Source organism: Bacillus sp. N5-665 (genome assembly GCF_022637375.2).
GTDB classification, from domain to species: domain Bacteria; phylum Bacillota; class Bacilli; order Bacillales; family Bacillaceae_G; genus Bacillus_A; species Bacillus_A wiedmannii.
Genome location: NZ_CP093325.1, coordinates 3,110,254 through 3,133,057 on the forward strand (window position 1 = coordinate 3,110,254; position 22,804 = coordinate 3,133,057).

The following is a 22,804-nucleotide window of genomic DNA, read 5'->3' on the forward strand; positions in this document are numbered from 1 at the left end:
ACACCCCTACTCCCCATTTGGCTTTACATCGTTTGTTTGCTTTATAGTAAAACTAATGAAAAGTGTTGCTGTAGTCACAGATATAAATAATATAGCTGGACATATTACATAAGAAACGATAGGATTTACGACAAACTTTATGTGAGCTGCTCCCATAAATGAGCCTAACCAACTTACTAACATTTCACCAAACATAGCAGCTATACATGTCCCAGTCACAATGCCTAATAATACAATGACGATAGAACGTATTATATACTGTATACGAATATCTTTGTATGAAAACCCTATACTTTTCATAATTAATATTTGCGAAGAGTCTTTTGCCAATAACATTTTAAAAAACATTGCAGTGATTAAAACTGATATGAATATAGCAATCAAAATAGCCACTTGAGTCACGAGTCTTAATTGTCTCTCCTAAAGTTTGTGTTAAATAATCATCCGTATCTGTTATTTTTACAGAACTAAAATTATGTTTATACTCCTTCACTTTTTCTTTTAAATTCACAGTAGGCTTCATATCTACATTTACTACATACCATAATATATTTTCATTATTATAAGAGAAGCTCACTTTAGCTGTTTTCCCGCCATTCGTTACATCTTGATATATACCACTAATAGTTAGTACGTTCTCTTTTCCTTCTGCAAATAAAATGATTTTATCCCCTACATTCTTTTTCAATTCATTTGCGTTCATATAAGAAAGAGCAATTTCATTTTTATTTTTTGGTGCCATACCTTGAATATTGTCTAATGGGAATTGAGTGAAGTCTCCTACTTCTAGATTTAAATTTTCATGTATGCCATCAGCATTCACCATTTTAAATGTAATCGTTACAAATGCTGCATATTTTTCTACTTCATCATCATTTCGTAAATATGATATAACGTCCTTAAATCGTTTCTCTATATTTTCAGTTTGCTGTAAATCTATTCGAATATCACTTTTTCCTGTTCCCATATAATTAACAAACTTCGGTGACTGAATCGTATACAAAAAGTTAACAGGTACAACAATCATAAACACAGCTATTATTAATACGATACTTAATACGCGATATAACTTAAATCTTTTTATAACATCTTGTATACCAATAAATATATTTACATTTTTAAATTTAGATTGATTGAGTGAAAAAGAGTTTCTAATCTTTCTTTTCCCTAGTTTATCTCTTGATTGTAAAGCGTCTATTGCTGTAATTCCCCTAAAATCCCGCAAAATGATGCGACAGAACAGGATAACGACTAAAAATAACAATGTTGTAATTATTAATGGCACAACATTGTGTAAAATACTTTTATCTGCCACCCCCATATAAAGTGTGATATTCGAAGTGAATATTTTTGTAACAAATAGTGAAAGTATATATCCACATATACATCCACCAGCTGAAATAACAACATATTTTGTTACATATAGTTTTTGAATATCTTTACTTGTAATACCGATAGCTTTCATAACACCTATTTCCCGATATTCTTCTTCCATTGAAGTCATAATCGTAAATCTAATACATAAACTTGCGATTAACATTAATAATGCACTTATTATAATAAGCACTGCAGCTATAATTCCATCTGTTAATGAATTGAGTGTTTTAAAGAGTGAATACGTAATAGAGGGACCTTTTTGAGGTAAGTTCGATGACTCGTATAGATTTTCAAATTCATTTATTTTATTTACATCTGTTAGCTGGAATTCAATAAGATATTCGCTTTCTCCAAAATTCCTTTTTATTCTTTCGAAATCTTCATTGCTTATTACGAATCGTTTTGAACTAATAATTGATGGATTCATTTGAACATCACGAACAAATGCTGAAATAGTAAATTCTAGTTCATTCTTATTTTTATCAACCCATATTTTATCTCCAATACGCAAATTATATTTTTGCATATAATAAATTGGTACACCTATTTCTCCTTTCCTAACATCGACCACTTCATTATTTAAATTTAATAAAAAATCAAACTTACTATTTTGTTTAACTAAGCTTATGTCCATTACACTATTATGTTCCGCTTGACTTTTCTTCTTTATAAAAATGTTAGATCCATTTATTTGAACCATCTCAGCCGTTTGCTGTTTTTTTACAAACGGAATTTTTTCTACAAAGGAATCAATTGACTTTTGATTTACTTCTCCGGCATGCATTTGTACGAAATGCGGTGCGTTTGATATTTTAACCAATTGATCCATTGAGTTCAATAGATTTATAACATTACTTGAAGCACTAGCCATTAAAAGACTTGATAACATGATAAACATAAATAAAATGGTAATTATCATTTTATTTTGAGAGAAATCTCTTTTTAACATTCTCCTAATCATATAAAGCTAGTTCCCTTCATTCAATAGTATTTTCTTCATCACAACCGCTATTAATATCATTATGAAACTAATAACTAATATAGGTAAATAAATTTTCATACTGAATTCTTCAAACATAAAACCATAAATGACTTGCCCAATCGGTGCCATACATTGGGATACCGCTGTTATAATTGCCATTACTTTTCCTAAGTGCTCATTTGGTGTTTTCTTTTGAACTACAGTAATCACATAGATGGATACAATTGTCATGATCATTGCAATTAGAATAGAAGAAAGTATAAAGAGGATAAATGGTGGATAGTATCCTAAATTAAGAATAAATGGTGTAACTGATAGTGCCATTGGTATTACTAATAAAGCTATTAAAATCATCCAATAATACAATGTTTTCATCTGTAGCTTTTTCGCAAAAAAACCTATTGATAATGCACCTATAATAGTAGCAAAATCGATCAATCCCATTCCAATTCCGTATAACGTGTGGCTACTTCCCATTGTTACTCGTATAATAATTGGAGCACAAACAACAAATAGCGGTGTTAATATTAAATTTAGTAATGCGGCTAAAAGCATTGATTTCAAAATAAATTGTTGTTTTAAAACGAATATAAACCCTTCTTTCATATCCTTTACAATTGTCGGTATTATATGGCTTTCTTGCGTTCTTTTTATAAAAGGTATTGTAATAAACATTTCGAAAATCGCAGATAAAAAGAAAGCGAAGCAACTTATTATTACGAGCATTTTCAAACCAATTATGCCGTACAATATTCCTCCTAATACAGGAGCAACTATATTAGATAATGCTTGCACACCATTTACGATACCGTTCGCTTGTTCTAACTTTTTCTCTGGAACTAATTGCGGAATACTCGCCATTACTACCGGTGAGTACATTGCACTAATGATCGCTAGTAAAAACATAATTGTTCCGATCAATAGAATAGATACAGATCCAGTAAATAACAAAACTATAAAGCTTAACACAATCGCAGCGTTTATAAAATCAAATATAACCATTAAATTACGGCGATTGAAACGATCTGCTATCGCTCCGCCAAGAGGAGCTAGCAAAAACGGAATACTCGTAACCGCATATAGTCCTGCGAATATATCAGCACGCCCTGTTATATCTAATACATATAAAGACAGAGCAAAACGTAAAAGTGTTGAACCTAAAATAGTAATAATTTGCCCACTTACCATTAAGTGAAAATCTTTCATAGAAGATTTTATACTTGCTGGCATCCTCATCACACCCTTCATTTAATTTAGACCGACTGTCGGTCTGTAATAATTAAACAGAAATCATGATTTCTGTTTAATTAAAACCTCAACCATATAATTAAAGGATCCTTCTTTCGCTCCAACAGATACTTCCATCATTTTAATATAAGCTTTAGCTCTTCTGATCATTTCTTCCGGTTTCCACTGGAATAAACCTTCATCAAATATGACTTGTGCTGAAGAGAGTAATAGTTCAATCGTTTCTTGTGGGTATGGTGTAGAAAATATGCCTTCATCGATTCCTTGTTCTAAAATCTCTGCTAAAACAGGAGATAAATGAATAATGGATTGCACTATACTTTTTTGATGCATTTCCGCATTATTTGGTTGATGAAATTGTTCAATCATTTTATCTTTAACATCCCCTGATTTTGGCGATTGCTCCATTAAAACTCGAAATAATTTTTCTAATACCGGGATATTTGGATTAGAGACAATTACTTTCGCTTTAGCAACATCATCTTTAATGATCCTTATAATGATCTCATCCATTACTTCTTCTTTCGACTTAAAATAGTGATAAAATGTCCCCTTTGCTATCCCTATCTCTTTTAAAATGTCATTTACTGTTGTTTTCGTATAACCTTTCGTAACAAATAAACGTTCAGCAGTTTCTAAAATTTCCTTTCTACGCTCCTCATACTCCTTTACTATTCGCATTCACGTTCCCCTTCCCACCAGACCGACTGTCGGTCTATTTAAATTATATGTTTAGTTAGTAAAAAGTTTCCTATTTGTTTATATACAACATTCTTCTTTCTATTTCCTTTATAAATTTTTATTTTTTAACTTCCGTTCAATTTGTTTAAAACGTATCTCATGTTTCTTATCGTCACCTTTCATTTTAGGAAAAGAACGATGCCCCCGCTTGATCCTATTTTTCTTGATTCTTCATTCAGACGCACAATACTTTGTATTTTTTCAGCTCCTTTACCACAAGTCTACGCATCTCCTTTTCATCGATGACTTCAAAAAATGACAATTGATTCATACGATACGGTTCCCCTCTGTTCAATCTATTTACTTATGAATGGATTATTTTGTTAAGTTCCAATATGTAATTTTGCATATTTCATACTTTTAATTTTTGCACATGCGATAATTTATTTATAAAAATATAGATTATTAATAAGGGTGATTTATATGAGCAAGTTCCGAAAGAAGATGATTAAATATTTGCAAACATTTTGGGGATGCTTAGCATTTGGTGTATTAATGTTTGCTATCTTCTTAATTATGGATTTAACAGATACGCCTTTAAATTCATTAGGCTGGAGAGACTGGTTAGGTTCTGCAGCAGGTGCAGCCATTTTATCTGTTGGGATGTTTACTTTAAATAAATTGGATTTAAAATAAATATTCGGTCAATACTGTATGTAGGCTGTATGCCAAATCTCATTTAAAGTAGTTTTCCCTGTATCTCCTTGTATTGAGCAGTTAGCTTTTTCTAGCTGCTCTTTGTTTGTAAAAAACGAACTCAATTGACTACACGCACATATAATATTCTGTGTTCCTTTCTTTATAATTTGAAATAGTCATTACAAAATGAATCTCGTCACGAGAGCACTTTATTGAGTGCTCTTTTTTGATTTTTGAATACTTATTAAATGAAATTTTTGTTTAATTTATAAAATAAAAACGCTTGTCCACTTCAACCCATTCACCATCGTATATTATCCAACCATTATAATCGTATAATTCTTCTTGTATTTTCCATTCACTACGATACATTCTTTAATTCCCCTTAACAATCCTTGCCCTTTTATATAATTGCTTTCCAACTTCATGATTTACTTTTTGCTACCTTCACCTCCTATGACGAGCAATTATAGGAGATGAAGGTATGAATGAAGAAAATATTGTTTTACATGGAACTGCGGTTAAATCAAGTTTAATCGATTCAACACTCCTATCTATTTTTCGTCATTCACTTTACCAACAGAAGCAACAGAAGCAACAGGTTCAACGGTATTGATTTAGGAAGCGGACTCCCTTATATATATTAAAAGCTTTTTGGAGTGAACCCATGTTCCTTATATATTATGTAATGAGTTTATATTTGTGACATAAGGGCTTAATTTTTTATTTATTTTAATTTTCAAGGGCCTTTTTCTTATACTTGTGTGTTAACCAATTCATAAGTTGTAGTGTGTAAGTGGGTGAATGAATGTTAAGGATGGTGTAAAAATGAGTGAATTTAAAAAGAAATTTCATATTCCATGTGATTGTTTTCTCCCCCCTGTACCCCCACCTCAAGTTGGACCGACTGGACCGACTGGGCCGACCGGAGCGACTGGACCAACTGGGCCGACCGGAGCGACTGGACCAACTGCTGTAGGATGTTGTCCATGTAATAATGTTCTTAACAACCCTGGATTTGACATACCACCTGTAGGAGTAGATCCAGTTCCAGGTTGGAATCAAGTCGGTTCTGTTTCAGAAGTAGGTTTTCCAAACGTTCATAGTGGTCGTTTTCTGCCAGATGGGTCATTTAGTCTCTTAGCTGCATCAATTGGTCCAGGTGGAAGTATTAATCAAACAGTTGATGTTGACGAAGGTTGTTGTTTTACATTTTCATTTGCTGCAGATGTAAGGGATGGTGCATTTCTTATAGCTTCTGTATCTTTTCCAGAACTTGGGCAAGCATGTCCCCCAGCCCCTGCAACTCTTGGTCCATCAAACATTCCACATATTGTACCAGTTATGAATCAACCACAATCTCTTTTCCAACATTATGTTCTTGTTGTGTGTATACCTGCTACTGTGACTATAGCTTGTATTTCTTTCCAAAATACTGCTACAGGTGGTGAAGGCGCAACAGCCTTTGTTGACAATGTTGTATTTCAACCTACTGGTGGACCTTGCACTTCATGTTCACAAAATTTTTAACACATTAATACGCTTGAAAATTCCCTTTTTTCTGGCGAATACAACAACTATTAAAGAGGGCCTTCTAGCTCTCTTTTTATATTAGGAATCATTATAATCTGGCCCCTCAACCATGACTCCACTCACTATATATTCATTAATAAACCATTGGTTACTCTTCATTTCATTTCATTCCAATAACTATTTTATATTAAATCCGCACATCCCTCAGAAGCATACATACGATATTATGTTGTATTCTTTTTCAATATCAGTGTTTAGCCGAGAGTACCTTGGATGGCGCTCTTTAATTTTCAAATAACATTTTTAAGTAATTACGAGAGCGGATTTTATTATGTTGTACAAGCACTACTTCGCCTTTTTAAATAAACTATATAGACATCTAAATGAAGGGAGATTTATATTCATATGGCTGATTACTTTTATAAAGATGGTAAAAAGTATTATAAAAAACAGTCACATTCGGGCAATCAAAAAAACAACTGTTTTATTGAGACGCATACAATTGCAGGTTCTGAAGAAAATGCAAATGGAAATATACCTGTATCTGTTTTCCTTGAAACTACCACTCCACAAACTGTATTTGAGGATTTTACAAACAATCACAATAAAACATTAATCCAGTTATTTGTTGTTGGTATGAGTGCACCCGTTCAAGTAACTATTCTAACAAGAAGATCTAGCATACCAATTACTACTACATTACAACCCGTTCAAACAAAAATATTTCAAGTTGAAGATTTTCAAAGTCTTACTTTTACCAAACAGGAAGGTCCTACTAGTATAGTTAGTTTATTTGTGCAAAAAACATTTTGTATCTGCTGTAACGATAATAACGACTCATGTGATGAATATTACCATGAGTGCAATTAATAGATTAAATCACTTGAATAACTCTTTATATAGAGGGTTCTTTTCTTTTTTTAATGTCGTGTGAAATATACCAAGGTTTGAACCCCTAATCCTAGGGCTTCTTTATTTAAATAAGCATTTTAGTGAAAATAAATTTACTGTTTATTCTAAAAATCCATACACTTATATGAACTTTAAAAAATACAAAATATAGTCCTTGGTCCAAGAGCACCACACTCTCTGTCGGTGCTCTTTTCAGTTAAATAATACTTTTGCGAAAATTCTGTTATCTAATTTTTCACTTATCCATTTCACTTTGCTCTATTTTCGCATTTATTATTAGAAATACTAATTTTTTAGAGGTGAAATTATTATGGACGAGTTATTATCTTCCGCTTTAATAAAAGCCTGATTTACTCGGACCTACTTTACCAGCTATTCCACCATTCACTCTGCCTACCGGACCAGGATGTATAGAACCCCTACCAACTTTCACTCAAATCGTCTATGTAAACAAAGCTGGTGATGACGCTACTGCTGATGATTCTGAATGCGCACCATTTTTAACAGTGACTGCAGCAATGGCATCAATAACAGATGCTATAGCACCATTTCCGGATCCTTTAAATATAACTAAACGTTATGCTATCTCTATTGGACCTGGCAACTATATCGAACCATTAATTCATTTAAAAGCTAACGTTCAATTAGTAGAAACTAGTACTTTATTGACTAGATTACAAATTCCTTTCGATATAAATGATCCGTCTTGGTTTGATTTAAACTTTTCCCAGGATCCTAGATCTGGGTTTGTTAATCTGACATTACTAAGTTCGCCTCTTGATTTTAACTTTCAAACGGCACAAAGTGTTTCAGGTAAATTATTCTTTGTTAGCGTTAATATAACCCCTACTCCTATATTCACAACTTTATCGACTTCTCTGAATCAAGTGAATATCCGTGATTCAATATTATCCGCTGGTTATACTCAAAATGGAATTAACATGGAAATGTTTGCTTCGTTCGTTTCTAGTGGCAATATTACTATTAATTCGCAAGCAATCACAGATACCCAAGTCAACTTAGTTGGTGGAGGAATAAATGGTAATGTCATTATTAATGTGCTACCTGGTCATATTCCAATTGCCCCCTTAAATTTAACCAGCTTTGCTATTACAGAAAACATCTTCAATCCCAGCCCTAATTCTGGAAATTTATTTGTCAACGGCGCTAATAACGATATTACAAGAGTCAGAGCGACAGTTGATTCATTACCTATTCGTTCCCGAATAAATCTTATAGGAACAAATACATCTTTAATTAGAGTTGATGATGCTTTCGATTTAGCTTATACACCTAATAATCCAGCAAACTAGGCTCCTCTTCCTCCTACTACAGTACAGGAAGCTTTAGATGGAATTGCTGCATTGCTGGCAGTAACTATCGGTACGCCATAAACATCTTAGAATGAACTTAAATCCTAATTTAACACGAGCTAAATTGCTATGATATGTGAAAGAAAAGTCTCTTCAAATCTGATTGGAGAGACTTTTTTGTTACTAAGCAAATCCGATATCTGAAAATTAATATACATCATAAACAAATTGTATTAAACTTTATTTCCATCATTATTTTTTTGCATAACCGCTATTTTATTTTCCTCTGCTCTAAAACCAAAATAGAGTAAGCCACAAGTAGCAAACGAACCTAATACGGATCCTATAATGATTCCAAACCAGAACATAACGTAACTCCTCCTATACATTAATTCAGACATTTATAAAAAAATTAAAATATATAAATGCAACGTAAAACACTTGTTAAGATTGCTGTCATTCGCACTATTTGTTCTGATAACGTTATATAATCAAGATGCAACAAGCGACAAATGTGGGAAATAATATTCGAACATTTTCTTTTTAATACTAAAGGTGTCAGTTACTACACCTTTTACATCACCGTTTGGCAAATAGATCATGAATTCTGCTTTATATGTAATTGCATCAAACCGTTTGCCATTCTTTTTATAACCAGGTTGTAGAACAAACGATGGTTGCAAATCGATTGCCTGTATTTCACCTGCACCTTGCTTTTCTTTTAACAGCTCATAATATTTAGACTCGGCTTCTGAATTAAAGATACAACCATCTAGCTCAACCTTTTTATTGTTATATTTGCTCTTTGTTTTTCTCTTTTGTTTTATTAATTAGCTGATTAATTTCACAGACATCATTTATCAAACGTTCCATGTTTCTTCACCCCTTGAATATTTTTCAAATAAAAATACATACTATTTTCAAGCCGCCGTGTCCACGGCTAATACTTCTTTCTTTTGTTACAGCAGAAGCAGGTAGGTTCTTCACTTATCTGCTTTCTCTGTATATTTTTTAAGAAATCGAAAATAATACCAACAAGCTGTTTGAACTAGCAGCTTCACTCTTCTCGTAATGGGGATGCAATTTATTACAATTAGCTAACTCATTGAACTCACTGGAAGACAACCAAAATCGTTGTCTGCTTTTTGTATGAGATTTTTGGTTTTACATATACTACTTTTGAACCTGCAGACCAATACGAACCATTTTGGTGCTTGGGATTTCCCTTCCTGGGGATAAGTATTTTTTACTTATCCCTTTTTGTATAGACACGTACATTTAAGGTAAAGCTAATTACAAGCAGATTTTCTGTTTATGCGTAGTTCTAAACAAGAATACTTTTTCTCCTATTAAAGGACGGCAGGTACGACTGCTAGTCCTTTTTTCTTATATCGCATACAATCCCTTCAGGTAACTTCGTACTACATTACCTTCATCGTCGTAGTAAGCAATTTCCCAATAAGGATGGCAGTTGTGCTTCTCAAGTTCCCCATCGAGCAAAACGAACAAATTAGTTTTCCAGTTTCCAACGATCGTATCCCAATACGAGTTAAATCCTTCATAAACTTCTCTTGTTCCATTTCGATAATTGCGGAATGTGTAATGAAAATACTCGCTCGCTACATTACCTTTTCTTTCAACCAAAGTATTCTGCCGAAATAGTAGACATAATAAGTTCCGTTCTCTTTTTGCTGCAGCATAACATTCCCGTACCGTTTGAATGTGTTACGAATTTCTTTCACCAAATCGTCCAATTCTTTGTTAGCAAAAAATGTTTTCGTATCATTATACCAATTGATTTTTTCATAACCCGTATCATCATCAGGGCGCTAGTACGAATTGTTTTCTCTCGATTTTTTTTCCGATTAAATATTGTTCATACGTAAGTTGCACTTGTTCTTGAATTGCGACATGGCAGTAATACCTTTGCTCTACTGGTTTTGGACTATAAAATTCATTTTAAATACGGTGAATGAAATTTTTGCTTTTTCTCGGCATCACCCTTGTTGTCTACAAACAAAAAAAGAGCCGCAACACTTTGCGACTCTTTTTAAATAATAACTATTTAACGGCCACGTCTTTGCTGACCTTGTTTTGTACTACTTTTCTTATTACTTGGCTTATTAAATGATCGATTGTTATCATTTCTCGAACTATTTCTTGGGCCACCTTTTGAACCACTTCTTGAACCTTCACGGCTATCTCTTTGACGATATTGATCTGATTTCTTTGGAGCCGGCTTTGGTACCGGTTTTCCATTTTCATCTACACGTTTTATCTTCGGTTGTTCGATTATTTCTCTTTGCAGTGGTGCACCAAGCGTTTTTTCAATTTCTTCTAAATGTTTTTCATCTTTCGCTGCAACGAACGTAATTGCAATACCTGATCCACCTGCACGTCCTGTTCGGCCAATGCGGTGAATATAACTTTCTACATCTTCAGGAATGTCAAAGTTAAATACGTGCGTTACACCATCTACATCAAGTCCACGAGCTGCTACATCAGTCGCAATTAAGTACTGAATTTTAGCTTCGCGGAAACTCTTCATGACTCTTTCACGTTTCGCTTGAGGTATATCACCATGAAGTTCAGCACAATTATAACCTAGTCCTTTTAAATTATCATAAAGCTTACTTGCTCTAACCTTTGTACGACAGAAAATAACAGCTAAAAATGGCTGATCACGATCCATAACAAAACGAAGTGCATCTGGCTTTGCACGATCTGTCGTCTCAATGACACGCTGCTCAATTGTATTTACCGTTACTTCTTCACTTTGTACTTGAATCATTTGCGGCTCATCCATATAACGTTTCGCCAATTTCTTAATATCTTTTGGCATCGTTGCTGAGAATAACATCGTTTGTTTACTATCAGGTGTCTCATCTAAAATATCTTCAATATCATATAAGAAACCGAAATAAAGCATTTGATCCGCTTCATCTAGTACAATCGTTGAAAGATTACTTAAATCAATTGTTTCACGTCGTATATGATCTAATAATCGACCTGGTGTCGCTACAACAATATGTGTATTACCTTTTAATTTTCTCAATTGTTGTGCTACATCTTGTCCGCCATATATCGCTAGTACATTAATATCTTCTCTTTGAACAAGCATTTTTTTAATTTCAGTTGTAATTTGCAGTGCTAGTTCCCTTGTTGGTGCCACAATTAAAGCCTGAACATCACTAGACTCTGGATCGATTTTTTCTAAAATCGGTAACACGAATGCTAACGTTTTACCCGTTCCTGTTTTCGCCTGCCCAATAATATCTTTACCTGACATAATAACAGGAATTGCCTTCTCTTGAATTGGTGTTGCTTCTGTAATTCCATTTTCACGTAATGTATGATTAAAAGTTTCACTAATTCCTAATTCTAAAAAGTTTTTCAAATAGACCACTTCTTTTCCTTATTTTTCACATTAGCTTTCATTGTACCATTTGTTTCGCCAAATATGAAAAATAAAAAAATTCTTATCTTCTTTTTTTATATTCATCGTGTACTAAATGAATAAATTCTTTTTGTTTTTTCTCGGATTTTATTAATGCTTCCATATTAATAGAAGACAAAATGAACTTTTTAATTTTTCTATTATTCCAAATTAATTTTGTATACTTTGTATCTTCGTGTAGCTTTCGAAACCACTCGAATTCACTTAACTTTGCAATATGATGTTTTAATTTCATATCATTTCGAGGATAAAATAAAATTATATCCATTATTATATCAAGCAATAAACTCATCTTCTCCCCTCCTATACATATATATTTCAAATTTACGTAAATATAGTTACAGGGTGATGAAATTGACGACTACATTCATAAAGAGTTTTTGCGTATTTTTCTTACTATATTTTCAATCGAACTCAATTATTATGGCGAAGTCTCAAACAAATGTGATAAGTGAATTTAAACAAGCTTTACTCAAAAATGATAAAAAATTAATGCGGTCAAATGTAACAGAAGGGATTGAATTGCCTACTTTCCTTACAGATAAACATATTCATGAAATTAAAATAGTACCGTCTCCAAAAGAAGATACTACAATTCTTATTTCCTATTTCAAAGACACTGGTGATGAATTTACTATCGGTTGTATTTTAGAAATAGTAACAAAGAATATTAAAATATCTCGAATTAATCAAATTTATGATGGAACTAACCCTCTTATGAAAGAAGCTACTATTGTAAAAGAATATGAATTGAGGATTAAGCGGCATATACTAACACCTACAAAATTCCCATTCGAAATTCACGAATTTCAAGGGTACATCTATAACGATTACTTAAACCTCCAATACTACAATGAAGATATTCATGGGATTTTAAAAATCACTGTTTCACCAGTTCAACATAAATTAGATCAATATGTACATAAGGGAACTAAATTTCACATTTTAAAACATAATATAAAAAAGACGGTTTTCAAAATAAAATCGCCATTGGTAACAAACTATACATAAAAAGAAAATACAGTGTTAATGATTTGATTAGAATTGCAGAATCTATGAATTAAAAAACCGATCTTTCCTATATCGAAAAGGTCGGTTTTTTAATTCATACAGTGAGTTTTCCTCCATGATAGCAATAATAACTTGCAGCTTTAAGGTTTTTAATTCTCTTTAAAGATTCTTCCGCTTTTTCTATATCTAAACAAAAATCCGGATTAGCTATTTCTAATTCACAATTATCTTGAACGGCCGCATCCCCTGTAATTACACAATTTAAATTTGGAAAATATAATGAAATATGCCCCGAAGTATGTCCTGGGGTCGCTACTATTTGACATTCATCATTCAAAATCATTTGCCCATCATATACTTTTTCATCGACGGAAATATGTCTTATATTTTTTAAGTGTTGTATAAACCACTCACCAAATTCTTTCTCCTCAATTGGCATACGTTGTAACATTTCTTCAGCTTGAACTAATCTCTCTAATTTTATGTCACCATTAATGTAGTGGGATTCAATTTCACTAGCAATAATATTAACGTGAGGATATTTCACTTTGAAATCATTTAAAGATCCTATATGATCGTCATCATAATGAGTAACAATTATATTTTTTAAGTTTTTCATCTCATACCCCTGTTTTAAAATTGCGTCCTCAATTAAAGGTAAAAAATTGATATAACCCGTATCCACTAAAGTTAATTCATTGTTTATTATAATTAAGCTCGGATAAATACATTGTTTTGCCCCGTTAAATTCGAATTCAATTGGTAATTCTATTATCTTCATTTTTCTTCCCCCATACCGCTTATTAAATGTTTAATAATAAATAAATCCTCCACATACATTTTACTGTACATACTTATGTAACGAAACAATGTGAGTCGTTACATAACAAACATTCTATTATTTTGAACAGGTAATTCCTTATTTTTATGGAAATATACAATAAGATAAATAATAAAATTGATTACTTCCTCACTTTTTTGTCTATCCTTTTAAAAAATCTCTGTTTTAGTAAAAGGAGTGTTTATATGGAGAAACAGACACTTTGGAAAAAATTCAAACAAAGCTCAGCAAGCCTCGGAAAATCTAGCGTATATGAAAGTATTATTTTATACTACACAATGAGAAAAAAAGGGTTACCTACTAAAGCGAAATTTATAATTTTAGCCGCTTTATCCTATTACGTATTAACAATCGACTTCATTCCAGATATAGCTGCTATTATTGGGATTGGCTTATTAGATGATGTTTTAGCAATTGCTATAGCGCATAAGTTTGTAATGCGCCATGCGGACGCTGAAATTCGAGAGAAGAGCAAAGTAAAAATGGAGTCATTATTTACTTCAGCACAAGTATAATTATACTGTCCATTCATTTACCTAGCTTTTTACTTTCAAAAAAGCTAACTATAATTATTGATAGTTTTATTTAGCATTCACCATGAGAGCATTACAGAATAAATTCTTAATTTCTCTTAGCTCTCAACCGTAAACAAATAAGGTGTCAGTACTTGTTCCTAAGTTCTGACACCTTATTATTTGTTCTGAAATTTATCTGTTATACAATTCATTCAGGAAGGATTCCAGTAGTGACATTCTTATATGAAGAAATACCATATTAGTGCATGTAGTTTATACAGTTACATGCGTCCCCTTATACAAAACTGCTATTGCAACTACTATAAGAATCATCCCCATAAAAGCAGGTGCAGCATGACCAAGTGATACATAGATTTGCCCTCCAATAATTGGACCAATCATTCTTGCCAAAGCTTGAATAGATTGGCTACCGCCTTGAATCCTTCCTTGTTCACTAGAATCGACAGACTTTGAAAGCATCCCATTGAATGAAGGTCCGAAAATTGAGTCACCAAAACCAAACAGTAACATCCCAACGATTAGAAGAGGATATAAGGAAAATGAAGCAGATGCTGCAATAAAACTGTAGCCAATAATCTCCGAAACCATTCCAAGCATAGCTATTTGTTTATCAGTAAGCTTGATCAAAAGCTTTGGCATTATAAAAGCTTGTGAAATGATATCTTGAAAGCCCATAATTGAAAACATAAGTCCGATTAGTGCAGGTTTCCAGCTAAAAGTATCCATCGTAAATTGTGTAAAAATTGCTTGTAAAGATCCGTTAGGTATCCAAAGTAAAAACGCTGAGACAAGTAACCATTTTAAGTTTTTCATGGAAAGTATGTTTGCCAGCTGTGCAAAAGGATTTAACCTTACAAAAGTAATTTCTTTTAACCTATTATTTTTGTCAAGACTCTCAGGCATATATTTCATCCCATATAAAACATTTAATAAAGTTATAAGTGCTCCGAAATATAAAGGTACAGAATGACCAAACTTTGCAAGTAATCCCCCAAGAGTTGGTCCGATAATGGTTCCTGCACCTACCACTGCACTCACCCACCCAAAATACTTCGTTCTCTGTTCTGAGGGAATGATATCTGCAAAATATGCAAAAATTGTACTGATGCTCCCGCCTGTTATTCCTTCTACTATACGTCCAGCAAATAGTACCCATAAAGCCCCTCCTATACCAAAAACTAAGTACCCGATTGCAGAACCGAAAAGGCATATTAAAAGTAATGGACGACGGCCATATTTATCGCTCAAAGCTCCGAGTGCAGGAGCAGCGAAAAACACGCAGACCGCATAAACAGAGGTCAGTAGCGTAACAACTAGAGCCTGTTCTTCTGGACTACTTATATAAGGCTCCACTATAAGGCTCCACTAAGAATGGCACTACAGGCATAATGATACTGAAACCTATACCACAAAGAAATACAGAAATAAGACCGAATATTAAAGCATGTTTATCTATGTTTTTTTCAGTTTCATTTTTTGATTTTAAAATAGACATTTAATTTCTCCCCTCAGAACATTTTATTGCTTTGTCAACAAAAATAATAACTCTATTTTGTTGATTAGTCAACAAAAATAAAATAATAAAAAGGTAGCCTTACCGTGAATAGGCTACCTTTTTATTATTTAAATATATCTCGCATTAACAGGCAAATTTACGACTTAATATGTATACCTTGTTTCTTTATTTCTGCATCCAAATGCCTACTATACTTTTCCACGAAGTTAATAATACTGTCGAATTCCGCCTCGGTTACTTGCTCAAATACAGCTTTATCCCGTTGTTGAAACTCATTGTGCAACTCTTCGTGAATTTTATATATTTCTTTCCCTTGTTCAGTAAGCTTAAAATAGATTTCTTTTTTATTCTCTGATTTCTGGTAACTTTCGATAAGGCCTTTGTTTATGAGCTTCTTAGTCATTCTACTTATTGCACCGCGAGTCACATAAAAAGCCTCTGCAAGTTGTGTCACGTTAGAATCGGCATTGTTTTCAATGTATTCAATACAATGTACTTCAGAAGACTTAAAACCTTTAAGACCTTCTTCCATTTTATCCTTATTAAGCCAAACCATCTTATTATATAATTCCCTGAAACCGTTCATGACCTGTTCTTCCTTATTCATGGTCTATCCTCCTAACCGCTCATTCATACGTTAAAACCATTATAATAAATTTCTGTTTCCGTTTCGACAATATTGATATAATTATTTGAGTTATCTATGAAAGTAGACGATAAAATATAATAATTCACTATACGGAAAATAAAGCATGTATATTATAATATGCCCTACACGGTAAACAAAAAGTAAGAGCTAAGATTAGTTGTCTTAGCTCTTCTTCCATAAAATTTATGTTTTTTAAATACTATTTCACTTCATTGGCTACAAAAAATTGCTCACAAACACTGGAAATGCGCTGCAAGTCTACGTTTCCACCAGATATAACCGCGACTACCTTTTTCCCTTTAATATATGGATCCACTTTCCCTGCAAGTAGAGCAGCAGTAGCTAATGCACCAGCACCTTCTACAACAGCTTTTCCACGTTGTAATAAGTCTTTCATCGCTACTTCTAATTCACCTTCTGACACTGTTACGATATCATCTACTAATTCGTTTACAACTTCAAAAGTTAAATCGCCTGGTATTTTAACTGCGCAACCATCTGCTATAGTAGGTGCCTCATAATGTTCTACAATCGTGCCTTTGTCATAAGATGCCTTCATCCCATGAACATTTTCTGCTTGGACACCAATTATATTAATGGATGGATTAAAAGATTTTAATGCAACAGCAATACCAGAAATAATGCCACCTCCACCAATTGGTACAATGACAGTATCAACATCCCACATATCATCAAGAATGTCCAAACCAATTGTACCTTGACCAGCCATTACCTCTACATCATCATATGGATGTAAATATGTTTCACCTGTTTCTCTTATAATCTCCTCACATTTTGCCTTCGCATCATCAAAAGTTTCACCGTATAAAACAACTTCTGATCCATATCCTCTAGTAGCCTCAACTTTCGCTAAAGGCGCAGAAATTGGCATTACAATTTTACTCTTAATACCAAGCAAATGAGCAGATAAAGCAATACCTTGTGCATGATTACCTGCCGAACAGGCAATTACTCCTCGGTCTTTTTCTTGATCTGTCAACTGTGACATTTTATTAAATGCACCACGAAATTTAAAAGAACCCGTTAATTGCATATTTTCTAATTTCAAGTGAATTTCTCCACCTGTTTTACTAGTCAAATAAAAAGACTTTACTAATGGAGTTTTACGAGCATTTCTGTCTAGAATGTTTTGAGCTTTTTTAATGTCTGCTATATGTAATGGTAGTTTTTTAGTTATCATACTAATACCCCCTTCTCATGATTTATGATTTACTATTTGTCTCATTCCTAAGTTTTCTTAGGCAATAACTCCTTTATACGCAACCAACCCTGTTAAAAAATCATTCCTCATATATGTACGCTATTATTTACTGTACATATATGCAAACAATTCAACATCCTCTTCATATCACGTTCTTTGTAATGATTCAGGCATGCAATTTGGATCCAGTTATTCTTTTGTAAATACGCTGATTCATAATGGACGATATATCCTTGTAGCGCTAACATATCACCTACCGCTTTAGAAGAAAGACCTTCGCTTAATTGAATGGTAAGTATAACTGATGCAGCATGTTCTTTAGGTGAAACAAGATTTAAACCCATATTAGTAATAGCTTGTTCAATATATGCATACGTCTCGTTTATTTTTTCAAATGCTTTTGCATCTTCAAATCTCTTTAATGCTTCTTGCAGTGCATAAATTAAATTCCATGAATGAGAATATGGAATACTGTCATTTTCTTCGTACATGCCAATGTCCATATAGGCCGGTAATGCCTCATTTACTTTCACATTGTGATTATAAAAAACGAAAGATAATCCAGTAAACGATTTAATTGCCTTTCCACTTACACCGCTTGCAAAATATACATCTTTCAAATCTATCGGTATTGCTCCAATTGAGCTAATGCAATCTACACATAGTTTCACTTTATACTTTTCACAAAAAACATTTAGTTCGTCTAAATCATTTAACATTCCGGTTGATGTTTCATGGTGAACAAACCAAAGCCATTCATAATTGCCAGTTTCCATTATTTGTTCTAATTCTGTATAAATAAATGCTTCTCCCATTTCTTTTTTATACGTATCAAAATGTAATTGCGCGCGTGCTGCATGTCCAACTAATCTATTACCAAATTCCCCATTTGTTAATACTAGTCCTTTCCCTTTTAAAGAACGTAACTGTAAAGCAATGGCATCATTTGCTAACGTCCCTGTTCCTAACATAAGTTGTACATGCTTTGCTTTTGTCATGTGAAGTAACCGTTTTTTCACATTGTCCATTGTCATTTGAAATGACTTAGAACGATGCGAAATAGGCTTAGTAGAAAATGCCTTTCGAACATTTTCTTCAATATCTACTGGACCAGGTAAAAACGAATATTCTTTCGTCATAACCCCTCCAACGCTCGACGCTTCAAACATAGCAGGCGTAACATACATTGGCTGGAAGGCTGCTTCTTCTGTACCAACTAACGTATGGAAAGATTTGAATCCCATTTGCTCATATAAAGGTAGTTCACGTGTTGTAGCAGAAATGAGTGCCAATTCATATCCATTTAGAAGCAAATAACGATGTAAAAAGCGAATTAAACCTAACAACGCTCTTCCATTTCTATATTCACGTTCTACTGAAAGTAAACGAATTTCATATACGTTTTCTCCATGTTCTTGCAAATAATAATCTAGATTTGGAATTTTATTATCTAACGAGAATGGTCGTTTTCCTCGCAATGTAACCATACCTACTAACTTATCGTCATCCAAACAAATTAAATATGTATTTTCTTCATGGAAACGATCTATACGAACACGCTCTTGCGTTTCTTCATGTTGCGGAATTTCTTCTACAAATGTTTTATAATTCAACTTATGTATACTTTCAAATTCCCAAGCTTGATCAGCAACTTTATAAATTAACCCCATGTTGTATCTCCTTTATGTATTTAATAAAAATTATAAGTGGAGATTAACTCCACTTATAAAAAGTTCATTTCATTCTCGATTTACATATAAAATAAGTACAATTATAAGTGCACTTAATATAGTCGTAACAATAGAGTAAGAATACAAAATTATGCAAACTGGTAAACAAGCGATTGTAATTAGTCCTGGCTTAGTAAATCCTTTAAAGATTAAATAAAATATAATGAAAACAGCAACAAGGGTAAGCGCTATCAAATAATCAAATGCAATTAATCCTCCAATAAATGTTGAAATGCCTTTTCCGCCCTTGCCTTTAAATATAATTGGGTAAATATGTCCAAGTAAAACAGCCAGTAAAGCTAACATTACAAATGTAGAATCTCCAAAAAGGTATTTTGCAATAGAAACTACGATTGCCCCTTTGATCGCATCACCTAAAAATGTAGCGACGAAATACCCTTTTCCATATACCCGCCCCATATTTCTTGCGCCAGGATTACCGCTTCCTTCCTGCCGAATATCAACATTATGTTTCCATTTCGTCACTATATAAGCGGTCAATATGTTTCCAAATAAATAAGAAGCCACCAAATACAAAAATTGCATACTATTAATCATGTAATCATTCACTTTCTACATGGGAGTACTTATACAATATTCAATGACCATGTATATTGTACTTTTCTTACTTTACATCCCTTTATACATTTTAACATCATATTTTTACAAATCATACAAAAATTCTCATATAGCTATTTATTAAAATATAAATTCTTCATTAAGTAATAGGTTCCTTTCACTGCTAGTTCTGATGGTGATACAAATATAACTTCTCCCATACTTTTCTCGCAGCATTTCTTAAATTCAGCATATATTTCAGGAACGAAACGTAATATACTGCCACTTACTGCAATTGAAGTTGATAAATCAAACTGCATCTTATTGTAAATATTCACCGTAATTCTCGTTAATTCCGTAGCCGCTTGCACCATAATTTCACGTGCGTCATCATTCCCATTTCTCGCTTCCTCAATAATGAATGGTGCGATTGCTGCAACTTTATCTTTTGAAAAACTATATACTAGTCTTTTTATATGAGACGATGTCAAAAGTTGAAACTCTTCTTGAATTCTTACGCTTAATGGGCAAAGTGTAACTCCTTGATCAAATTGATTTGCCATTCTCTTTAAACCTTGTAACGCAATCCAATATCCGCTTCCTTCATCTCCTAAAATATGTCCCCATCCCCCACTATACTCGTACACTTCCCCTTTCTTTCCTATACAAATCGCACCTGTACCGCCAATTGTTAAAATTCCATCCTTTCCTTTTAAAGCAGCTGCATGAGCAATCATTGCGTCATTAAAAACTTCAATTTGTGTTCCGTACTTCTTTTTCAGACGTAATGTTAATTCATTTGTATTTGCTCCGCTTACACCCGCTAATCCTAAACAAATACAAACGCAATGCCCATTTAATAAACCTTTTTGGCATTGATCAATCGCTTCCATACTATGAAAAAGTGCTTCTTCAAAATCTATTAATATATTTCCAAAACCACTCGTAGCCCTTTCAAGTTCACTTCCGTCTTGATCAAATGCAATTGCTTCTGTCTTTGTTCCCCCGCCGTCTACTCCAATCATATATTTCATATGTTCGCCTCATTCTCTTCGAATTGGAGGGAATGTTATATTCCCTAAAACTACAGATTGCTTTGCACCTGTTGCACTTGGCACATTACTCGGATTACGATGATACGTTTCGTTTGCTAAAATGGCAAAGGCGATTGCTTCTTTCGCCTCTGAAGAATAGCCTATATCTTCTTGAATGAATATGGCGCATTTTTCATCCTTCAATCCATACCGTATCATTTCAACAAGTGTACGATTATAACTGCCACCACCGCCTAAAATCACCTCATCGATTTCATAATACGGCAGAATAAACTCCTTATACTGATAAACAATTGAACTTGCTGTAAACATCGTGACAGTCGTCACTATATTTTCTTTACTATGCTTTTCATACCGCTTCAACAACTCACTGACAAATTCTTCTCCAAACTGTTCTCTACCAGTTGATTTCGGTGGATTCATTTTCAAAAATGGATGGTTCATACAATAGGTCAATATTTCATCTACAACTACTCCCTGTTTTGCAATCTCACCATTTTGATCATATGATAACTGAAATAGCCTTTGACATATTTCATCAATTACCATATTCCCTGGACCAGTATCAAAAGCTATAACGTTCTTATCACTTAGGTGACTTGGTATTACGGTAACATTACCGATCCCGCCAATATTTTGTAATAGTCTATTTTTAGTTGGATGACGATACAAAATAATCTCTGAATATGGTACAAGTGGTGCACCTTGTCCCCCTGCTGCGATATCCATCGTTCGAAAATTAGAAATAACCGTCGTATTCGTTTTATATGCTATAACTGCTGGTTCTCCAATTTGCAATGTGGAAGGAATCATATTACCATCTTGCTTTGGCTGATGATAAATCGTTTGTCCGTGAGAACCAATTAAATTTAATTGTCCCAAAGGAAAATTGGCCTCTTTACAAACTTCCCTTACAGCATTGGTGAAGCATAAACCGAGTTTGAAATTTAAACTGCATATGAGTTGTACATTTGAATTTTCTATTGATAATGCCTGCTGGATCTCATTTTTCATATCATTACAAAATGGAACTGTAGTAAAATGGATGAGTTTGACCTTAGACTCTACACCACTCCCCTCTATATGAACGAGTGCTACATCTATTCCGTCTAACGAAGTACCGGACATTATCCCTGCAATATACATAACATGCATGACCTCCTATTTACTAATAAACAATCATGTAAGTTACAAACGTACAACCGATGGAAAATAATATAAATCTATAAAACAACTGAGCTTTCGATGCAAACGATCCATCAATGAAAGAAACAACTACTGTAAGCAAAATACTTGCCGCAATGCTTGTAACGAGCCATATACTATGCATTTGTGATAAATGTAGCATTCTTAATAAAGGTACGAAAAGTAAATTCGCACATACCACTCCAAATAATAATAAAAATACACCTTTATAACTAAATTTTATACCCATTCCATTTCACCCTCTCTGGACTTCATGTGAAAGAAGTGATAGACAAAAT

Annotated in this window: 20 protein-coding genes and 5 pseudogenes; 7 read left to right on the top strand and 18 right to left on the bottom strand. The window is 33.3% G+C overall.

The genetic code is table 11. The annotated features are described in order from the left end of the window. Positions 1-6 precede the first annotated feature (6 nt). The 3 genes and pseudogenes from MNO09_RS18575 to MNO09_RS18585 all read right to left on the bottom strand — a co-directional run bounded on the left by MNO09_RS18575 (position 7) and on the right by MNO09_RS18585 (position 4,288). Positions 7-2,338: pseudogene (locus tag MNO09_RS18575) on the bottom strand (ABC transporter permease). 6 nt (positions 2,339-2,344) lie between these two features. Then, a complete protein-coding gene (locus MNO09_RS18580) occupies positions 2,345-3,607 on the bottom strand; it encodes an MFS transporter (RefSeq protein WP_088107165.1) in 1,263 nt (420 codons plus the stop codon). A gap of 42 nt (positions 3,608-3,649) precedes the next feature. Next, positions 3,650-4,288 carry a TetR/AcrR family transcriptional regulator gene (locus tag MNO09_RS18585; RefSeq protein WP_070168820.1) on the bottom strand — a complete coding sequence of 213 codons (639 nt, stop codon included), beginning with the start codon at positions 4,286-4,288 and terminating at the stop codon, positions 3,650-3,652. Between the two features lie 483 nt (positions 4,289-4,771). Here MNO09_RS18585 and MNO09_RS18590 point away from each other — a divergent pair, with 483 nt between their 5' ends. The 5 genes and pseudogenes from MNO09_RS18590 to MNO09_RS18610 all read left to right on the top strand — a co-directional run. After that, the gene (locus MNO09_RS18590) at positions 4,772-4,984 is read left to right on the top strand and encodes a hypothetical protein (protein ID WP_000033155.1); all 213 of its coding nucleotides are present in this window, start codon (positions 4,772-4,774) and stop codon (positions 4,982-4,984) included. Between the two features lie 487 nt (positions 4,985-5,471). Then, entirely contained in the window at positions 5,472-5,603 is a 132-nt protein-coding gene (locus MNO09_RS18595) for a hypothetical protein (RefSeq protein ID WP_254980976.1), read from the top strand. A gap of 212 nt (positions 5,604-5,815) precedes the next feature. Then, positions 5,816-6,517: a hypothetical protein gene (locus MNO09_RS18600; protein ID WP_078183220.1), complete on the top strand. Its 702-nt coding sequence runs from the start codon at positions 5,816-5,818 to the stop codon at positions 6,515-6,517. Positions 6,518-6,925: 408 nt separating this feature from the next. Next, positions 6,926-7,390: an exosporium protein D gene (locus MNO09_RS18605; protein WP_070168819.1), complete on the top strand. Its 465-nt coding sequence runs from the start codon at positions 6,926-6,928 to the stop codon at positions 7,388-7,390. Between the two features lie 425 nt (positions 7,391-7,815). Continuing rightward, positions 7,816-8,826, top strand: a pseudogene (locus MNO09_RS18610) (exosporium leader peptide); the annotation flags it as partial. 152 nt (positions 8,827-8,978) lie between these two features. On the opposite strand, the gene MNO09_RS18615 reads toward MNO09_RS18610, so the two are convergent. The 6 genes and pseudogenes from MNO09_RS18615 to MNO09_RS18635 all read right to left on the bottom strand — a co-directional run bounded on the left by MNO09_RS18615 (position 8,979) and on the right by MNO09_RS18635 (position 12,494). After that, positions 8,979-9,113 (bottom strand): hypothetical protein, encoded by a 135-nt coding sequence (locus tag MNO09_RS18615; RefSeq protein WP_000498516.1) that lies wholly within the window; start codon positions 9,111-9,113, stop codon positions 8,979-8,981. A 123-nt stretch (positions 9,114-9,236) separates the two neighbouring features. Then, positions 9,237-9,572, bottom strand: coding sequence for a DUF1064 domain-containing protein (locus MNO09_RS18620; RefSeq protein WP_088107164.1), 336 nt, complete (start codon positions 9,570-9,572; stop codon positions 9,237-9,239). Between the two features lie 559 nt (positions 9,573-10,131). After that, positions 10,132-10,389: a hypothetical protein gene (locus tag MNO09_RS18625; RefSeq protein WP_164083068.1), complete on the bottom strand. Its 258-nt coding sequence runs from the start codon at positions 10,387-10,389 to the stop codon at positions 10,132-10,134. Then, positions 10,365-10,638, bottom strand: a pseudogene (locus MNO09_RS31050) (hypothetical protein). Before MNO09_RS31050 ends, MNO09_RS18625 begins: the two are co-directional and overlap by 25 nt. A gap of 172 nt (positions 10,639-10,810) precedes the next feature. Next, entirely contained in the window at positions 10,811-12,151 is a 1,341-nt protein-coding gene (locus MNO09_RS18630; RefSeq protein WP_002096607.1) for a DEAD/DEAH box helicase, read from the bottom strand. A gap of 73 nt (positions 12,152-12,224) precedes the next feature. Next, a complete protein-coding gene (locus tag MNO09_RS18635; RefSeq protein ID WP_000054886.1) occupies positions 12,225-12,494 on the bottom strand; it encodes a hypothetical protein in 270 nt (89 codons plus the stop codon). A gap of 62 nt (positions 12,495-12,556) precedes the next feature. Here MNO09_RS18635 and MNO09_RS18640 point away from each other — a divergent pair. Next, positions 12,557-13,266 (top strand): annotated as a pseudogene (locus MNO09_RS18640) (hypothetical protein). A gap of 41 nt (positions 13,267-13,307) precedes the next feature. Here MNO09_RS18640 and MNO09_RS18645 read toward each other — a convergent pair. Continuing rightward, a complete protein-coding gene (locus MNO09_RS18645) occupies positions 13,308-13,994 on the bottom strand; it encodes an MBL fold metallo-hydrolase (protein ID WP_088107163.1) in 687 nt (228 codons plus the stop codon). Between the two features lie 245 nt (positions 13,995-14,239). On the opposite strand from MNO09_RS18645, the gene MNO09_RS18650 reads away from it, so the two are divergent. After that, a complete protein-coding gene (locus MNO09_RS18650; protein WP_000415093.1) occupies positions 14,240-14,569 on the top strand; it encodes a YkvA family protein in 330 nt (109 codons plus the stop codon). Between the two features lie 273 nt (positions 14,570-14,842). On the opposite strand, the pseudogene MNO09_RS18655 reads toward MNO09_RS18650, so the two are convergent. The 8 genes and pseudogenes from MNO09_RS18655 to MNO09_RS18690 form a co-directional block, all read right to left on the bottom strand. Then, positions 14,843-16,085: pseudogene (locus MNO09_RS18655) on the bottom strand (MFS transporter). Positions 16,086-16,242: 157 nt separating this feature from the next. Beyond that, the gene (locus tag MNO09_RS18660; RefSeq protein WP_001030911.1) at positions 16,243-16,713 is read right to left on the bottom strand and encodes a MarR family transcriptional regulator; all 471 of its coding nucleotides are present in this window, start codon (positions 16,711-16,713) and stop codon (positions 16,243-16,245) included. Between the two features lie 241 nt (positions 16,714-16,954). Further along, entirely contained in the window at positions 16,955-17,956 is a 1,002-nt protein-coding gene (tdcB, locus tag MNO09_RS18665) for a bifunctional threonine ammonia-lyase/L-serine ammonia-lyase TdcB (RefSeq protein ID WP_000628895.1), read from the bottom strand. 107 nt (positions 17,957-18,063) lie between these two features. Then, a complete protein-coding gene (locus tag MNO09_RS18670; RefSeq protein ID WP_070168816.1) occupies positions 18,064-19,647 on the bottom strand; it encodes an aminotransferase class V-fold PLP-dependent enzyme in 1,584 nt (527 codons plus the stop codon). Positions 19,648-19,716: 69 nt separating this feature from the next. Further along, positions 19,717-20,265 carry a glycerol-3-phosphate 1-O-acyltransferase PlsY gene (gene plsY / locus MNO09_RS18675; RefSeq protein ID WP_241950039.1) on the bottom strand — a complete coding sequence of 183 codons (549 nt, stop codon included), beginning with the start codon at positions 20,263-20,265 and terminating at the stop codon, positions 19,717-19,719. 134 nt (positions 20,266-20,399) lie between these two features. Next, positions 20,400-21,299 (bottom strand): BadF/BadG/BcrA/BcrD ATPase family protein, encoded by a 900-nt coding sequence (locus tag MNO09_RS18680; RefSeq protein WP_000876624.1) that lies wholly within the window; start codon positions 21,297-21,299, stop codon positions 20,400-20,402. Positions 21,300-21,308: 9 nt separating this feature from the next. Continuing rightward, a complete protein-coding gene (gene anmK, locus MNO09_RS18685) occupies positions 21,309-22,466 on the bottom strand; it encodes an anhydro-N-acetylmuramic acid kinase AnmK (RefSeq protein WP_000274958.1) in 1,158 nt (385 codons plus the stop codon). A 22-nt stretch (positions 22,467-22,488) separates the two neighbouring features. After that, entirely contained in the window at positions 22,489-22,755 is a 267-nt protein-coding gene (locus MNO09_RS18690; RefSeq protein WP_000511497.1) for a hypothetical protein, read from the bottom strand. Between the last annotated feature and the right edge of the window lie 49 nt (positions 22,756-22,804).

Bases quoted from the DNA above. Each gene is read 5' to 3' on its own strand.
- tdcB (WP_000628895.1), bottom strand. From the start codon at position 17,956: ATGATAACTAAAAAACTACCATTACATATAGCAGACATTAAAAAAGCT.
- MNO09_RS18580 (WP_088107165.1), bottom strand. From the start codon at position 3,607: ATGAAGGGTGTGATGAGGATGCCAGCAAGTATAAAATCTTCTATGAAA.
- anmK (WP_000274958.1), bottom strand. From the start codon at position 22,466: ATGTATATTGCAGGGATAATGTCCGGTACTTCGTTAGACGGAATAGAT.
- plsY (WP_241950039.1), bottom strand. From the start codon at position 20,265: ATGATTAATAGTATGCAATTTTTGTATTTGGTGGCTTCTTATTTATTT.
- MNO09_RS18680 (WP_000876624.1), bottom strand. From the start codon at position 21,299: ATGAAATATATGATTGGAGTAGACGGCGGGGGAACAAAGACAGAAGCA.
- MNO09_RS18690 (WP_000511497.1), bottom strand. From the start codon at position 22,755: ATGGGTATAAAATTTAGTTATAAAGGTGTATTTTTATTATTATTTGGA.
- MNO09_RS18670 (WP_070168816.1), bottom strand. From the start codon at position 19,647: ATGGGGTTAATTTATAAAGTTGCTGATCAAGCTTGGGAATTTGAAAGT.
- MNO09_RS18650 (WP_000415093.1), top strand. From the start codon at position 14,240: ATGGAGAAACAGACACTTTGGAAAAAATTCAAACAAAGCTCAGCAAGC.
- MNO09_RS18595 (WP_254980976.1), top strand. From the start codon at position 5,472: ATGAATGAAGAAAATATTGTTTTACATGGAACTGCGGTTAAATCAAGT.
- MNO09_RS18645 (WP_088107163.1), bottom strand. From the start codon at position 13,994: ATGAAGATAATAGAATTACCAATTGAATTCGAATTTAACGGGGCAAAA.
- MNO09_RS18585 (WP_070168820.1), bottom strand. From the start codon at position 4,288: ATGCGAATAGTAAAGGAGTATGAGGAGCGTAGAAAGGAAATTTTAGAA.
- MNO09_RS18590 (WP_000033155.1), top strand. From the start codon at position 4,772: ATGAGCAAGTTCCGAAAGAAGATGATTAAATATTTGCAAACATTTTGG.
- MNO09_RS18600 (WP_078183220.1), top strand. From the start codon at position 5,816: ATGAGTGAATTTAAAAAGAAATTTCATATTCCATGTGATTGTTTTCTC.
- MNO09_RS18635 (WP_000054886.1), bottom strand. From the start codon at position 12,494: ATGAGTTTATTGCTTGATATAATAATGGATATAATTTTATTTTATCCT.
- MNO09_RS18605 (WP_070168819.1), top strand. From the start codon at position 6,926: ATGGCTGATTACTTTTATAAAGATGGTAAAAAGTATTATAAAAAACAG.
- MNO09_RS18660 (WP_001030911.1), bottom strand. From the start codon at position 16,713: ATGAATAAGGAAGAACAGGTCATGAACGGTTTCAGGGAATTATATAAT.
- MNO09_RS18615 (WP_000498516.1), bottom strand. From the start codon at position 9,113: ATGTTCTGGTTTGGAATCATTATAGGATCCGTATTAGGTTCGTTTGCT.